Consider the following 15,122-nt stretch of genomic DNA (forward strand, 5'->3'; position numbering starts at 1 on the left):
AAAGATACATTTGGCAAGTGGCATTGGGTGCTTGACCGCGGCAAGGTTATCGAAAAAGATGCAAATCTAGCCCCGCTCAGAATGACAGGCACTGTTCGCGATATTTCACAGTTAAAATCAACCGAAGAACGATTAAATCTGTTTGCTAAATGTGTTGAGTCGTTTACTGATGCGCTGGCAATTTACGATAAGAACTTTAAATTAGTCGATATAAATCCCAGTTTTTTAACGTTATTTGGTGGTATGCGCGAACAATACCTAAATAAAGATTTTAATTTGCCTGGATACGATACAAGTTACGTTGAAAACATTATCGATGTAGTGCGCCAAACTGAGCATATTCAGCAAGAAATTAAACTGCGCAATAATGAGCGTGTATTGCTGCCAATAGAAATATCAATTGATGAAATTAAAAACGAGCAAAACCAAATTACTAACTACGTGGTTGTTTATTCCGATTTAACAGAGCGAAAAAAAGCAGAATCGCAGCTGCATAATTTATCAAATCGAGATCGCACCACAAGCCTGCCTAACCGTAATTTATTTTTTACTAACTTACATAAACTGGTTCAGCAAGACGCTCACCATGCATTACTTGTTTTTGATTTAGATAACTTTAAAAAAATAAACGACTCATTAGGTCATCAACTAGGTGATAGTTTACTGGCAAAACTTGCTATGCGATTAAATAAACTCACCCGCGAAAACGATGTATTTTATCGCTTGGGAGGCGATGAATTTGCACTTGTAATGTCAAATACGAACGACCTTCATGTAATCACTCGCACTGCAAAACAGTTTTTAGCGGCTATTTCCACCCCATTTAAAATGGCAGGGCACGAGCTGGCTATTACCTCAAGTGTCGGTATTGTGTTGTTTCCTGAAGATGGAAACACACCCGAGGTACTACTTAAAAATGCAGATACCGCAATGTATCATGCTAAAAAGAAAGGTAACAGCTACCTGTTTTTTAACGACACCATGAACCGCCAAGCAGTTAAACGCTTACAAATTGAAAACCTAATGCGTTTTGGTTTGAAAGAAGATCACTTTGAAGTCTACTATCAGCCAAAAATGAATATACGCACGGGCAAGTTAACAGGCATGGAAGCGTTAGTCCGCTTTATTACTCCTAAAAAAGGAATAATAAGTCCGGGCGTATTTATCCCTATTGCTGAAGAAACAGGTCAAATAATAGATATTGGTGAAGTTGTTTTAAACAAAGCCTGTCGCGATGTAAAAAAATGGCTGGACGATGGGCTGTTTAATGGGCGCGTTGCTGTTAACTTGTCTGCTAAACAATTTAGCCTCCCCGACTTAACGTCGCGTATTGATATTATTTTGCAAAAAAATGCTTTGCCATCGTACTTTTTAGAATTAGAGATCACTGAAGGCACTGTAATGGATGATCCTAACGAAGCCATTAATATTATGCGCTCGTTAAGCGCCCGAGGTATTCATTTAGCCATGGACGACTTTGGTACTGGGTATTCTTCTTTGGCTTATTTAAAACAGTTTCCGCTAAATACACTAAAAGTAGACAAAGCGTTTATTGATGATATGAAAAACGAGCGCGGCCGAAATATGGTCGATTCAATCGTCACGATTGCTCACAACCTTGACTTACATGTCGTTGCCGAAGGCGTAGAACAAGCACATCAAATAGACATTTTAAAAACGCTTAATTGCGAAACGGTACAAGGTTATTATTACTCAAAACCGTTATCTAAAGACGAATTTACTGAGTTTTTAAAACAACAACAAAGTAAAGCAACGCCAAGCTTAATTAGCTCTAAAAAAAGTAATGTGGCGTCTATAAGCTAAGCGCGCCACATGCAGGTATTAACACCGACATATCTCAACCAGGCTCGCCTGTAATGCACGTTAAATAAAAACCAAGCCAAGGGGCCAAGCAGCGCACTGAGCACAAGCCAGCGCTTTACAGGCATTCCTTTTTGTATTGTGTCTAAGTACATAAGCGGGATAAACAAACTGCTAAGTAAAACAAACCACAAAACCACATACCTTATCTAAATAAATTGGCGCGCAGTTTAGCGTTTCTGCGATTAAATTTAAAGCAATACACCTTTAACAAAAAGGCAGCGTATTTAGGGCTGTTGATCTTTGGGATTAAATTTTGTTCAAATCAGCGGCTATTTAATCGCGGCGCGAGGTTTGTAACCTAGTAGATTAAGTAAAAACTGAGTAACAAAGAGTCAATAGCCCTTAGGAAGAACCCTTTGGGCTGCAGCTGTTTAGTATTAACGCGACGTTATCGCCAGTTGATGGGTATAACCACACTACATAGGCTCTGCCTTACCTACATACCAAACAGACAGCTGCAAATTTAACCTTGAAGGATTAACAGACCCTAGCTAAACCGCAGCTTTTTAAATTAATTAATAATTTGATGAGCGCTACTTTTCAGCACGCCCCATAAATTTGTTTTCAACCGTATTGATACGAATGCGATCGCCCGTTGAAATATGCTCAGGAACAGATATATTCAAACCAGTAGACATGCGTGCCGGTTTTGAACGAGCACTGGCTGAAGCGCCCTTAATAGACGGATCAGTTTCTTCAACAACAAGCTCAACGCTTGAAGGTAAATCAAGCCCTACTGGCGCTCCATCAATGACAATAACGTGCACCCCTTGGGTTTCTTCATTGATAAACAAAATTTCTTCACTAATGGCATCTTTATTCAAGTTATACGGCGTGTAGTCTTCGCTATCCATAAACACGTATTCGTCGCCATCTATGTACGACAGCATAGCCTCACGACGAATTAAGTCAGCAAGCGTTAGCATATCGCTGTCTTTAAACGTTTCATCAACCTTTCCACCGGTTACTACATCGTATAAACGCATACGGTATAAGCTTCCACCAGCACGGCCTTGAGGAACAGAGCGCACAATATCTTTTACTACTAATACACGACCATTAAACTCAATAGCTGTGCCTTTTTTTACTTCACTCGCCTTTGGCATGTGTAAATCCTATTATTTTTTTGATTGCCAGAAACATACCACGAACTGAACTTTGTTCAACAATAAAGTGAGCTAAAACGGCTTATACCTTGTATTGACTTGTAAAATCTATATTTATACTAAAATACATATAATCAATTCATTAAAAAACTGCTATGGTGTATCTACCTAGTATGACTTCAAGGAATGGATCATGGATCAAATAAAAGTACATGAGTATTTAATCAAAAAGCCGCTTGTGTTGGTTACAAAACCATTTGCTCAAGAGGTTGATGTCTATAAAGTGAATCATAAAATGTTCGCCACACTTGCTGTTGGTAACGATGGTGAAACAAACGAAAACGGTGAAGTAATTTGGTGGCTTAATTTAAAGTGTGATCCCGACGAGGCACTTTCGTTACGCGATATTTTCCCCGCGGTTATCCCCGGCTACCACATGAATAAGCGTTTATGGAATACGGTTATTTTAGACGGTTCAATCCCACAAGGTGAAATTGAACGCATGATTGATAATTCGTTTAATTTAGTCGTGGAAAACATGCCTGAAAAAGACCGTAACATGATAGCGCAACATTTAAACGCTGATTAAGCTACTTATAAGCCTGTTACTTAGCCTAGTTAGGACACAAAAAAACCGCATCTAAAATGCGGTTTTTTTATACGTGCTAAACGTTATTTAGTGTCATCTTTAGCAACGTCTGATTGCTCTTCAGGCACAACGTCTGCTTCTTGCTCTGATGTTTCTAGCTTTACTACTTCAGCAACAGTTTCGTTTTGTGTTGGCTTTTCGCCATAAAACGTTTCACCTGACTCAGCCATTGATACTAACGACTCACAGGGTGCAAATATAGCGTTGCTATTAGCAAGCGTAGACATATCCGAACTTACTTTGCTCGTACCGAGTTTATCCATGTAGCTAAATGGACCACCTAGGAATGGCGGGAAGCCAATACCAAAAATAGCGCCAATATCACCATCACGTGGGCTTGCAATAATGCCCTCATCTAAACAACGCGCAGCTTCATTAAGCATTTGCGCTACACAACGCTGAGCAATTTCACTTTTGTTTAAACGTGAATTAGGCGTTACACCCAGCAACTCGTAAACTGACTCGTCAACTTTTTTACCTTTTTTCTCGTAATCATAAAAACCACGACCCGTTTTACGGCCAAGGCGTTTTGAATCAATCATACGTGAAAAGGCATCAGGTCCTTTAAAGCGCTCTCCCAATTCTTTTTCAAGAATAGGTGCGATCTTAGAGCCAATATCAATACCTACTTCGTCAAGTAATGCAAGCGGACCTACTGGGAAACCAAACTCTACAAGGGCTGCATCAATTTTTTCAATTGGCTCACCAGCAAGCATTAAGTTAGCCGCTTCATTTAAGTAAGGTGCAAGTATGCGGTTTACGTAAAAACCTGCCATGTCTTTAACAACTATTGGCGTTTTACCCTGCTTACGGGCAAAATTAACAACACGTGCGATTGTCTCTTGAGACGTACCTTCGTGCGGGATAATTTCAACCAGTGGCATTTTTTCTACTGGAGAGAAATAATGCAAGCCAATTACGTTTTCAGGACGTGTAGCATTTGCCGCAATCTGAGAAATAGGCAACGATGACGTATTACTCGCAAAAATTGTATTCTCTTGGCATTGCTGTTCTACGTCTGCAACCATACCTTGCTTAAGTGCTAAGTCTTCAAATACCGCTTCAATAACTAAATCAATGTGTTTAAAGCCACTGTAGTCAGTTGTACCGGTGATACGGTTCATTGTTAACTGCATATCTGCTTTAGACATAATGCGGCGCTTAAGGCGCTTATCAAGAATTTTGTAGGTGTAGTTCATCGCATTGCTAATGCCTTGCTCTGCGACATCTTTAATACGAACAGGCACTTTCGCTTTTACAGCACTTACATGGGCAATACCAGCGCCCATCAGCCCGCCACCTAACACGGCAGTTTTAGTCACTGCTGGCGCGTCATCGTTGCGCCACTCTTTTTTCATTTCGGTGGTTGCAAAAAATAAACCACGAAGCGCTTTAGATTGCTCACTCATAACAAGCGTTGCAAACCCTTCTGCCTCGGTTTTATATGCTTTAAGCTCATCAAGCTCAACGCTCGCTCGTACTGCTTTTATAATAGCCAGTGGCGCTGGGTAATGGCCGCCCGTTTTTTTCAGTACGTTTTCTTTTGCTTTTTTAAAGATAAAGTTACGACCAAATGGGTTTGACTCTAATAGCTTGCTTACTTTATCGAGCTTTGGCTCTTTAGCTTGAGGCTTTTTCTTAGCAGCAAACTCTTTTGCTACTTTTAAAAGTACGCTTTGCGGTACGCAATCATCTAAAACACCCGCTTTTTTAGCCTGCTTAGGACGAATTTGCTTACCAGTTAGCATCCATTCAAGTGCCTTTTGAATACCCACAATTTTAGTTAAACGCTGCGTACCACCGCCACCAGGTAATAAACCTAGTTGAACCTCAGGTAAGCCAATTTTAGTTAAATCGCTATCTGTACCAACACGGTAATCACACGCTAATGCAAACTCTAAACCACCACCAAGCGCAGCGCCATGAATGGCACTTACTGTAGTGTATGGTAGTTTTTTCATATCAAAAAAAGCTTGATGACACAGCTCGCTAATAGCAAGTGCATCTTCACGTTTTTCTACGCTATCAAGCATTTTTACGTCAGCGCCCGCAATAAAGTTATCGCTTTTACCGCTGATAAAAACCATGCCTTTAACAGCATTTTCTTGTGCTTGCGTAAGTAAGGCTTTTAAATCGTCTGCAAACGAGTCACGCAGGGTATTCATTTTTTCACCCGGCACGTCAATCGTTACAACGGCAATTTTATTTTCGTCTACCGCTAAATTAAATACTGAATCTGTCATTACGCGCTCTCCAATACAAAGGCTGCACCTAAACCACCAGCAGCACATGCTGTTGTTAATGCTAAACCGCCACCACGACGTTTAAGCTCGTTTAAGCTTTGTGTAATTAAGCGAGCACCTGTTGCTGCAAATGGGTGACCATATGCAAGCGAGCCGCCATTCACGTTAAACTTATCCATGTTAATTTCGCCAATTGCTTTACTACGACCTAGCTTTTCTTGCGCAAACTTGTCTGAAGCAAACATCTTCATGTTCGCAAGGGCTTGCGATGCAAATGCCTCATGCATTTCAATTAAATCTAAATCAGCAAGGGTAATACCAGCTCTGTCTAATGCGATAGGTGTTGAATGCGCAGGACCCATTAACATGTCTTGCTCCACACCAATTGCAGAAAACGCAAAGCTACGTACGTAACCTAAAATTTCGTAACCAAGCGCGCGTGCTTTACTTTCGTTCATCATCAATACCGCAGCGGCACCATCTGTAAGTGGTGTTGCATTTGCGGCTGTAACCGAACCATGTTGACGGTCAAACACAGGCTTAAGCTTTGCGTAACCTTCAACTGTCGAATTTTTACGAATATTGTTATCTTCTTCAATAAAGCTTTTGTATGGCGGTAAATGTGCCGTCATAACTTCATCTTTTAACTTCCCATCTGCCCATGCTTGGGTAGCAAGTGAATGTGAACGATGTGCTAATGCATCTTGGTCTTCACGGCTAATATTATGTGTTTTAGCCATTTGCTCAGCAGTTTGACCCATTGAAAGGCCTGTTGAGTACTCTGCAACTGCAGGCGGTACTGGCATTAAATCTTTTAAGCGCAGCTTTGAAAAAATTTGTAAGCGTTGCCCTAAAGTACGCGCTTTGTTTAAATCAACTAAGCTACCGGCCAATTTTTTACTTACGCCAATAGGTAATACAGACGACGAATCGGCACCACCGGCAATACCTACACTCACAGAGCCCGCCATAATAGACTCAGCCACGTTAGCAATTGCCTGAAAGCTGGTAGCACATGCACGTGACACAGAATAAGCATCAACACCAACTGGCATGCCTGTACCAAGTACAATTTCACGCGCAATATTTGGCGCTTCTGGCATTTGTACTACTTGACCAAATACAAGTTGATCGATTTCTGACTTATCGAAATTTAATCGCTCAAGCATTTCGTTAACCACTAATTTACCCATATCAAGTGCTGGTACGTGGTGGAATGCTGTTGCTTGTTTTGCAAACGGTGTACGAAGGCCACTTACAATGGCAATACGATCACCCTTTGGTGTTTTTAGTATGTTTTGCTCAGACATTTATGCTCTCCCGCTGACAGGTCTGACCTGTTTGTTTTCCTCGATTCTAAACAACCCGTGTGCTAAAGCCAATAGATAAACTGAAATTTATACAAAGTAGTCATGTTTACATATCACACAATAGGCTTTTTTAAACGCATTTACAAAGATTTGTGGTACGCTAAAAACCGTTAAAAAATAACGAACTATTTTAAAAAATACAGTCTAACTCTTGAGTTACCCTATTATAAACCTTATAAATAGGTCAGTATTTGCAACCTAACCCATTTAGGTACTAACCCAGCTGACGAGGACAGTCCACTTATTATGGCAGCTAACGCATTTTCACAATTAAAAACGTACTTAGATACACAAATCATTGGCCAGCCAGAGCTTACTCAAGCACTACTTATTGCTATTTTAGCTGACGGCCACTTATTAGTTGAAGGCCCACCAGGGCTTGCAAAGACACGCGCTGTAAATGCGCTTGCAAAAGGGATTGAAGGTTCGTTTCAACGTGTCCAGTTTACACCCGATTTATTACCGGCCGATGTAACTGGCACCGATATTTACCGCCAACAAACAAGCGAGTTTGTGTTTGAGAAAGGCCCTTTATTTCATAACCTTATTTTGGCTGATGAAATAAACCGTGCCCCAGCAAAAGTACAATCAGCATTACTAGAGGCCATGGCTGAGCGCCAAGTAACGGTAGGAAAAAACACCTACCCACTTAGCGACTTATTTTTAGTAATGGCCACTCAAAATCCGCTAGAGCAAGAAGGCACCTACCCGCTGCCAGAAGCACAGCTTGACCGTTTTTTACTGCATTTAAGTATTGGTTATCCGGGCGCCGAGCACGAGCTAGACATTTTACGCCTAACGCGCGGTGAAGCATTAAAAGAGCAACAAGCTGTTTTACAAAAAATTAGCCAAAGCGATTTATTTGCTGCCCGCCAAGCAATTTTAGGTTTGTACTTAGCCGAGCCTCTTGAGCAGTATTTGGTTCAACTTATTATTGCTACGCGAGAAGGCGCGCAATTAGATGAACAACTAGGCCGCTGGATTGAATTTGGCGCCAGCCCTCGTGCCACTATCGCGCTCGATAAATGTGCACGTGCTCATGCATGGTTACAGGGCCGCGACTTTGTAGCCCCTGACGACATACAAGCGGTTGTTCATAATGTACTACGCCATCGCATTATTTTGAGCTACGAAGCCCAAGCCGATGGTATTACAAAAGATCAAGTAATTAGCCGAATTGTAGAACTGGTAGCTGTACCTTAATTTATGCATAAACAATTAGACCCTCAGGCATGGCTGAAACAAAGCCATAGCCACGGTGTTAATTTAGCACTAAAAGAGCTGATGTATTACAAAGCCAAAGCGCAACTGCTTGAGCTTGCTCCTAAGGTTAAAATTAAAAATACTTTAGCAGGGCAATATCTTGCACCACATAAAGGCCGTGGTATGGAATTTGCCGAAGTTCGCCATTACCAGCAAGGTGACGACATTCGTTCAATTGACTGGCGAGTTACAGCGCGGACAGGCGAAACCCATACAAAACTTTTTCAAGAAGAAAAAGAACGTCCTGTATTTGTATTTACCGATTTTTCAAACTCGATGTTATTTGGCTCAAAGCTCCTGCTTAAGTCAGTGCAAGCTGCGCACATTAGTGCTTTAGTTGCATGGTCTGCCTGCCAGCGTGGCGACAGAATTGGCGGCATTGTATTTAATCAGCACGCTCATTTAGAGCTCAAACCCAGCGCGCGAGAAAAAGCCGTATTAAAGCTTTGTCACAATTTATGTGCTAACCACCAGCAAGCCCTTGGGGGAATAGATGCAAAAGCCCACAATAACTTTAGTGATAACCTAAAGCGCCTTAATCATTTGGCAAAGCCGGGTAGCTTGGTGTATTTGGTATCAGATTTTAGTTCTCTTGACGATGCAAGCTTCAAACAGCTTGAAATACTTAGCCGCCATTGTGAGCTTATTGGCTGTCATATTAGCGACCCATTTGAACATCAATTACCGGCTTATAAAAATACTGTAAGCGTTAGTACAAATGGCCAAGATATTGCTTTGCCACTAATGGATAATGCCTTTAGAGCGCGCTTTGCTAAAAATGCAGAAGATACATTCAATAAGCGCCTTACTCGCTTAACTAAATCGGGTCTTAATTTAATATCGTTCAATGCAGCCGAACCACTTGAACTGCAGCTTGTGAGAAAATAAACCATGCAAACCAATCCACTCGATGGCCTGCACGATGTAATAGCACCTAACCAAGTTGATTGGTGGCCACTCGCCCCTGCTTGGTGGGTTATTATTGCTCTACTTTGCATTGCACTTTTAACCGGTGTGTATGCAATTTATAAAGCGTACCAGTTTAAAAAAGCAAAACGTTATGCCGTATCATTAAGTCAACAAGAGCAATACCCTCAGCATTTACATATTATTTTAAAACGCCTAGTTGTTGAATATTACGGTAAGCACCTTGCCACACAACCTACAAAGCAGTGGTGTGAAACGCTTAATACACTCAGTGGACTCACGTTTACTGAGCAAGAAATTTTAAGCTTATACAGTAGCGAAAATAACAATGTCGATTTAAGTAAAAAATTTCGACAAGCAATCAAAAACTTTAAAGTAAAGGAGCCGCTATATGTTTGAATTTAGTTGGCCATGGCTTTTTTTGCTCCTTCCGTTACCTTTACTGCTTTTATTACTAAAGCCTGCAGCAAGTAGTAACAATACTCGCTTACGAATTCCGGGGTTTGCTCAGCACAGCTTGAGTAATCAAAGTATTGAACCTCGATCACGTCGTTTATCGTTATTTGAATGGCTACTTTGGTTATTACTTGTCAGCGCAGCTGCTAACCCCACGTGGTTAGACGAGCCTATTTTGTTGCCAAATGAAGGCCGAGATATCATGCTTGCGGTGGATTTATCTGGCTCCATGACCGAACAGGATATGGCTTACAATGGTCAATATGTTGACCGCTTAACAATGGTAAAAGCTGTACTTAGCGACTTTATAGAACAACGCACTGGCGACAGACTTGGACTTATTTTGTTTGGCGATACGGCGTTTTTACAAACACCTTTAACGCGCGATCTAAAAACGGTAACTAAAATGCTTAACGAAGCACAAATAGGTTTAGTTGGACGCGCGACAGCTATTGGCGACGCACTTGGCTTATCAGTGAAACGTTTTGCTAGTAAAGACGACAGTAACCGAATCGTTGTGCTATTAACCGACGGTCAAAATACCGCGGGTAACTTAAACCCTGACGACGCATTATTACTCGCCCGCGAAGAGGGCATTAAAGTCTATACCATAGGTGTCGGCTCTGATAACCCACGTGGCTTTAGCCTATTTAATATGGGTGGCTCAGGCGGAAGTAATTTAGATGAGCGCCTACTAAAAAATATAGCTGACGATACCGGTGGCCTTTACTTTAGAGCCAAGGATGTAGCGGGCCTCAAACAGATTTACGCAGAGCTTGATAAGCTAGAGCCCATTAGTGCGGACGAAAAAACCTTTCGCCCACAAAGCTCATTATTTTATTACCCGCTACTTATTGCCATTTTACTAATTAGCTTAAACGTGATGCTAAGTACATTGCGCGCATTAAAGGAGCCAAACTAATGGATTTTGAATTTATTCGCCCTGCCATTTTATGGCTGCTTATACCTGCAATTGGCCTATTTTTTGTAGCGTTAATTAAGCATAAAAAAACCACAGACGTGCAATTAATTGCACCGCACTTAGCCCAATTTGTCATCAGTGATACCAACACAAAAGCCAGCCAACCACTTTGGCTGATAGCTGTATTTTGCAGTTTAGGGGTTTTATTCAGTGCAGGCCCAAGCTTTGAAAAAAAACAGGTGCCCGTTTTTCAAAGCAAAAGTGCTCGTGTCATCGTTATGGATATGTCTTATTCAATGTACAGCACCGACATTTTACCAAACAGGTTAACGCAAGCTCGTTTTAAATCCCTTGATATGATTGAGCTTTTTAAAGAAGGTGACACCGCGCTAGTTGCTTATGCTGGCACTGCGTATACCATATCGCCACTAACCAATGATGCCACAACACTCAGCAATTTAATTCCAAGCTTAAGCCCCGACATAATGCCCGACAAGGGCTCCAATGTTTTAGCTGGCCTAGATATGGCAAAAGAGTTATTAAATCAGGCAGGTTATATTGATGGCGATATTATTTTAATAACCGACGGTATAGAACAAGAAGAACAAAGCGATGTAACAAGCTTTATAAATAACACAACATTTAGACTCAACATTTATGGTGTAGGGTCAGAGCAAGGTGCGCCTATAAAGTTACCTGAAGGTGGTTTTTTAAAAGACCGGTACGGTCAAATTGTCATCCCTACTATAAATATTTCACAACTAAAAAGCTTAGCAACGCGCAGTGGCGGGAAATTTGCGCGCTATCAACCAAGTAATAGCGACATAAATACGTTTTCGCCAATGGCTAATAGTGAGTTATTAAAAGATGAAACACAAAGCCAAGCACTGTGGCGTATCGACGCCGGTATTTACGGGCTTTTGCTCTTGTTACCATTTGGTTTGTATTTATTCAGGCGCTCTGCCTTCTTAGGCGCGGTTTTGTTGCTTACCTTTTTACCTCAGCAAAACGCGTATGCATTGGAGCTCCCTACACTATTAAAAAATACAGACCAACGGGCTCTCACCGCCTATAAAAATGAAGAATACGACAAAGCCGCTAACGCGAAGTCAAACCAATTAAAAGGCGCAGCGCTTTACAAACAAGGCAATTATAACGCCGCTTTAGATGCATTTGGTCAAGATAAGTCGGCCACAGGTTACTATAACTATGGCAATGCACTTGCCAAAGCGGGCAAGCTTGAAGAGGCCATAAACGCTTATAAGCAAGCTCAAACGCTGCAAAGTGATTTTAGTCAAGCCGCAGATAACCAAGCCTTAGTTGAGCAGCTGTTGAATCAACAAGAACAGCAGAACCAGCAAGAACAAAGTGGTGATGAATCTCAAAATCAAGAAAACCAGCAACAAGGCGATCAAAACCAACAACCCAATAACGAACAATCTGGGCAAGAGCAACAAAATAATGAGCAAAACGACTCGGCAAAAGGTGAAAACCAAAGGCAGAGCGATGCGAGCGAAAAATCAGAGCAAGAGTCTGAACCCTCTGAAGATCAGCAAGGGCAAACCGGTGAGCAATCAGAGGAGCAAAATAAACCTGATATGCAAGCACAACCACAAAGCGAACAAAGCGAAAATAAAAACGCTGAACAGTCTGACCAGCAACAGCCCCAATCGCAAGCAATGAGTGAGCAACCCGTTAGCGACGAGCAAAAACAAAAAGCGCAACAACAGGCAATGCAAGCACAAGCCAGTGAGCTTACAAATGAAGAAAAAGAAAAAGCCCAGCAGCTTAATCAGTTACTCAGAAAAGTACCGGACGACCCGGCAATTTTACTACGGAATAAAATGCAACTCGAAGCCCAAAAAAGACAATATCAACGCCGCCCTACAGGAGTAGAAAAATCATGGTAATGCGATTATTTTGCTGTTTATTGCTACTATGCGCGATCCCCTCGTTCGCAGCGACAAAACTTCAAGCGAGCGTAGATAAAAACCCTGTTTTGGCGGGTGAGTTTTTTATGCTCAATATATCAGTAGACGATAACGTGAAAGGTGAACAACCCGATACGTCTGTACTGCTGAAAGATTTTGTAGTCGGCCCAACAAGTTTAAGTACGCGAACTAACATCATAAACGGTAGCATTAATAAACAAACTACGTGGAGCGTTAAATTAATGACCCGCACCGAGGGGCAGTACACTATCCCCTCATTTACGGTAAGTGGATTAAGCTCGCAGCCAATTGATTTAACCGTGACAAAACGTGCTGCAAACGCTGACAATAATAACGACATTTTTGTAAAAACATCACTTTCTAGCAATTCACTCTATGTGCAAGAAGCAGGCGTTTACACACTAAAACTATACTTAGCTAAAGAGTTACTTGATGGTAGTTTAAGCACACCGAGCATGGAAGATGCACAGCTAACACAACTAGGTAAACAGACAGAAAGTTACGAATTAGTTGATGGTAAACGCTACCTAGTTATTACTCGAGAGTATTTGATTCAACCCCAAAAAAGTGGTCCTTATACTATTGCTGCCCCCGTATTTCAGGGCCGAGTGCAACAAAATTATCGCCAGTTAGAAGTGTCTGCAATTGGCGAAGACCAACAAATAGAAATTAAACCCATTCCCAGTGATTACAAAGGAGCATGGTTGCCCAGTGAGCTGGTAAACCTTGGTGAAGAATGGCAACCAAGTGATGACACCATTGAAGTCGGTACACCTATAACTCGTACAATTACACTTACAGCGCTTGGCGTCACCAAAGAGCAACTCCCAGATATAGAAATGCCAACAATAAATGGGATCCGTAGCTACCCTGATCAAAAAGATAACAACAACGCAGTAAGAAATGGGCGTGTTGTTTCGCAACAAACCGCATCGTATGCATTATTGCCACAAACACCGGGCACTTACACCTTACCTGAAATTAAATTACCTTGGTTTAATACTAAAATTAACCGTATTAGTTTTGCCACGCTCCCAGCGCGTAAAATTACTGTAACGCCAAGCAGCACCGTTGTTAATACCCCTGTAAATACAGAGCAAAGTATTGAGAACACACCCGTTGATGAAACTAAAGTTGACGCTAATACATCAGCCCAAATGCAAACTGCTCGCAGCTACACGCCACTATGGCTTATTGCTGTTGCTTTACTGGGTTATATTTTATGGATTGGCACTGCAATTTATTATTGGTTTACCCGTTCTAATATAAATACCATTGAAAAAGTGAAGCCATTACCTACTCCACTCAGCCAGCCAAGTTTAAAAAAGCTGTTAAACATACAAAAAGCAGGTGATGTTAAGGCCTTTTACAATGAGCTAAATAATTACGCAGTACAAATAACCAAACAGGATACCGGCGCTATTGATGAGTTATGCCGACGGATTAATAACTCACAGTTGAGTACTGAGGTAATTCAATTACAAGCGCAATTGTATGGAAATAAAGCTAAAAACAGTGACCTTGGTGCTATTATAAAAATACTTGAGAGTGAGCAAGCTCAAGCATCAAATTCGCAACAAACTGTATTAAAAGACCTTTATAGCTAAAATAAAGTTACGTATGAGTCTTTTTTCATTAAATAAAAATATAGTAGTAAAAAAGTGCTTATGCTGGGAAATAAAAAATCAAATAATCAGGTCTTAATCGATATGGCAGAGAAACAAAAACGTTATGAAGCCTTAGTTCACGTTTATAATAAAGAGCTTTACCGCTTTGCATACTGGTTGTGCCGTGATCCGCACATAGCTAATGATTTAGTACAAGAGACATTTTTGCGCGCTTGGCGCTCACTTGATTCTTTACTCGATCAAAAAGCAGCAAAGCCGTGGTTACTGACTATTTTACGCAGAGAAAACGCACGACGATTTGAACGTAAACAGTTTGATTACAGTGATGTAGAAAACGATATGCTAGTTGATGAAACCAGCCATTCGCTTGATGATGAAATGGAGCAAACCGTTATTCAACGACAAATTGGATTGCTATCTGACGAATACAGAGAGCCACTATTATTACAGGTCGTAATGGGGTGCACTGGCGAGGAAATTGCCGACATACTCGATTTAAATAAAAACACGGTGATGACACGTTTATACCGTGCTAGAAACCAACTTAAAGAGGCTTTAAGCCGTGATGATGAACAACTTAAAGGGGCATCAAAATAATGGATGAACTTGAGTTTCGTCGCCGCACTATTGCGCAACCAAACGATATAGATAATGAACTTATGGAGTTTGCCCAGAGCAACCCTGAGCGACAAAGTTTTATTACCGAAATGAAAGAATTTGAT

Annotated in this window: 14 protein-coding genes; 10 read left to right on the forward strand and 4 right to left on the reverse strand. The window is 41.2% G+C overall.

The genetic code is table 11. The annotated features are described in order from the left end of the window. Positions 1 to 1,824, forward strand: a 1,824-nt coding sequence (locus tag BCG07_RS16410) for a putative bifunctional diguanylate cyclase/phosphodiesterase (RefSeq protein WP_286891140.1), incomplete at its 5' end; no start/stop codon positions are given. Here the strand turns inward: BCG07_RS16410 and BCG07_RS16415 are convergent. Both BCG07_RS16415 and efpL read right to left on the reverse strand, forming a co-directional pair. Then, a complete protein-coding gene (locus BCG07_RS16415) occupies positions 1,821 to 2,015 on the reverse strand; it encodes a hypothetical protein (protein WP_010555963.1) in 195 nt (64 codons plus the stop codon). The two genes, BCG07_RS16410 and BCG07_RS16415, sit on opposite strands and share 4 nt — an antisense overlap. 402 nt (positions 2,016 to 2,417) lie before the next feature. Further along, the gene (gene efpL / locus BCG07_RS16420) at positions 2,418 to 2,990 is read right to left on the reverse strand and encodes an elongation factor P-like protein EfpL (protein ID WP_006793345.1); all 573 of its coding nucleotides are present in this window, start codon (positions 2,988 to 2,990) and stop codon (positions 2,418 to 2,420) included. 193 nt (positions 2,991 to 3,183) lie between these two features. On the opposite strand from efpL, the gene BCG07_RS16425 reads away from it, so the two are divergent. Beyond that, positions 3,184 to 3,579, forward strand: coding sequence for an MmcQ/YjbR family DNA-binding protein (locus BCG07_RS16425; RefSeq protein WP_006793344.1), 396 nt, complete (start codon positions 3,184 to 3,186; stop codon positions 3,577 to 3,579). A gap of 83 nt (positions 3,580 to 3,662) precedes the next feature. On the opposite strand, the gene fadJ is transcribed toward BCG07_RS16425, so the two are convergent. Next, entirely contained in the window at positions 3,663 to 5,882 is a 2,220-nt protein-coding gene (gene fadJ, locus BCG07_RS16430; RefSeq protein ID WP_243533041.1) for a fatty acid oxidation complex subunit alpha FadJ, read from the reverse strand. Then, positions 5,882 to 7,192 (reverse strand): acetyl-CoA C-acyltransferase FadI, encoded by a 1,311-nt coding sequence (fadI, locus tag BCG07_RS16435; RefSeq protein WP_006793342.1) that lies wholly within the window; start codon positions 7,190 to 7,192, stop codon positions 5,882 to 5,884. Before fadI ends, fadJ begins: the two co-directional genes overlap by 1 nt. A 306-nt stretch (positions 7,193 to 7,498) precedes the next feature. Here fadI and BCG07_RS16440 point away from each other — a divergent pair, with 306 nt between their 5' ends. From BCG07_RS16440 to BCG07_RS16475, 8 genes are all read left to right on the forward strand, one after another. Next, positions 7,499 to 8,455, forward strand: coding sequence for an AAA family ATPase (locus tag BCG07_RS16440; protein WP_058428589.1), 957 nt, complete (start codon positions 7,499 to 7,501; stop codon positions 8,453 to 8,455). 3 nt (positions 8,456 to 8,458) lie between these two features. After that, on the forward strand, positions 8,459 to 9,403 hold the full coding sequence (locus BCG07_RS16445) for a DUF58 domain-containing protein (RefSeq protein ID WP_008126933.1): 945 nt from the start codon (positions 8,459 to 8,461) through the stop codon (positions 9,401 to 9,403). Between the two features lie 3 nt (positions 9,404 to 9,406). Then, positions 9,407 to 9,841 (forward strand): DUF4381 domain-containing protein, encoded by a 435-nt coding sequence (locus BCG07_RS16450; RefSeq protein WP_006793339.1) that lies wholly within the window; start codon positions 9,407 to 9,409, stop codon positions 9,839 to 9,841. Further along, entirely contained in the window at positions 9,834 to 10,820 is a 987-nt protein-coding gene (locus BCG07_RS16455; RefSeq protein ID WP_039036625.1) for a vWA domain-containing protein, read from the forward strand. Before BCG07_RS16450 ends, BCG07_RS16455 begins: the two co-directional genes overlap by 8 nt. Beyond that, positions 10,820 to 12,730 carry a VWA domain-containing protein gene (locus BCG07_RS16460; RefSeq protein ID WP_286891144.1) on the forward strand — a complete coding sequence of 637 codons (1,911 nt, stop codon included), beginning with the start codon at positions 10,820 to 10,822 and terminating at the stop codon, positions 12,728 to 12,730. The genes BCG07_RS16455 and BCG07_RS16460 overlap by 1 nt, the downstream gene beginning before the upstream one ends. Continuing rightward, positions 12,724 to 14,379: a BatD family protein gene (locus BCG07_RS16465; protein ID WP_203984248.1), complete on the forward strand. Its 1,656-nt coding sequence runs from the start codon at positions 12,724 to 12,726 to the stop codon at positions 14,377 to 14,379. The genes BCG07_RS16460 and BCG07_RS16465 overlap by 7 nt, the downstream gene beginning before the upstream one ends. Positions 14,380 to 14,481: 102 nt before the next feature. Next, positions 14,482 to 14,997 carry a sigma-70 family RNA polymerase sigma factor gene (locus tag BCG07_RS16470; RefSeq protein WP_502694080.1) on the forward strand — a complete coding sequence of 172 codons (516 nt, stop codon included), beginning with the start codon at positions 14,482 to 14,484 and terminating at the stop codon, positions 14,995 to 14,997. After that, positions 14,997 to 15,122 (forward strand): DUF3379 family protein (locus BCG07_RS16475; RefSeq protein ID WP_286891148.1); only part of this gene is annotated, 126 nt, incomplete at its 3' end. The genes BCG07_RS16470 and BCG07_RS16475, both read left to right, overlap by 1 nt.

The organism is Pseudoalteromonas sp. ESRF-bin5 (genome assembly GCF_002632075.1).
Lineage (GTDB): Bacteria > Pseudomonadota > Gammaproteobacteria > Enterobacterales > Alteromonadaceae > Pseudoalteromonas > Pseudoalteromonas marina.

Bases quoted from the DNA above. Each gene is read 5' to 3' on its own strand.
- efpL (WP_006793345.1), bottom strand. From the start codon at position 2,990: ATGCCAAAGGCGAGTGAAGTAAAAAAAGGCACAGCTATTGAGTTTAAT.
- BCG07_RS16425 (WP_006793344.1), top strand. From the start codon at position 3,184: ATGGATCAAATAAAAGTACATGAGTATTTAATCAAAAAGCCGCTTGTG.
- fadJ (WP_243533041.1), bottom strand. From the start codon at position 5,882: ATGACAGATTCAGTATTTAATTTAGCGGTAGACGAAAATAAAATTGCC.
- fadI (WP_006793342.1), bottom strand. From the start codon at position 7,192: ATGTCTGAGCAAAACATACTAAAAACACCAAAGGGTGATCGTATTGCC.
- BCG07_RS16440 (WP_058428589.1), top strand. From the start codon at position 7,499: ATGGCAGCTAACGCATTTTCACAATTAAAAACGTACTTAGATACACAA.
- BCG07_RS16445 (WP_008126933.1), top strand. From the start codon at position 8,459: ATGCATAAACAATTAGACCCTCAGGCATGGCTGAAACAAAGCCATAGC.
- BCG07_RS16450 (WP_006793339.1), top strand. From the start codon at position 9,407: ATGCAAACCAATCCACTCGATGGCCTGCACGATGTAATAGCACCTAAC.
- BCG07_RS16455 (WP_039036625.1), top strand. From the start codon at position 9,834: ATGTTTGAATTTAGTTGGCCATGGCTTTTTTTGCTCCTTCCGTTACCT.
- BCG07_RS16460 (WP_286891144.1), top strand. From the start codon at position 10,820: ATGGATTTTGAATTTATTCGCCCTGCCATTTTATGGCTGCTTATACCT.
- BCG07_RS16465 (WP_203984248.1), top strand. From the start codon at position 12,724: ATGGTAATGCGATTATTTTGCTGTTTATTGCTACTATGCGCGATCCCC.
- BCG07_RS16470 (WP_502694080.1), top strand. From the start codon at position 14,482: ATGGCAGAGAAACAAAAACGTTATGAAGCCTTAGTTCACGTTTATAAT.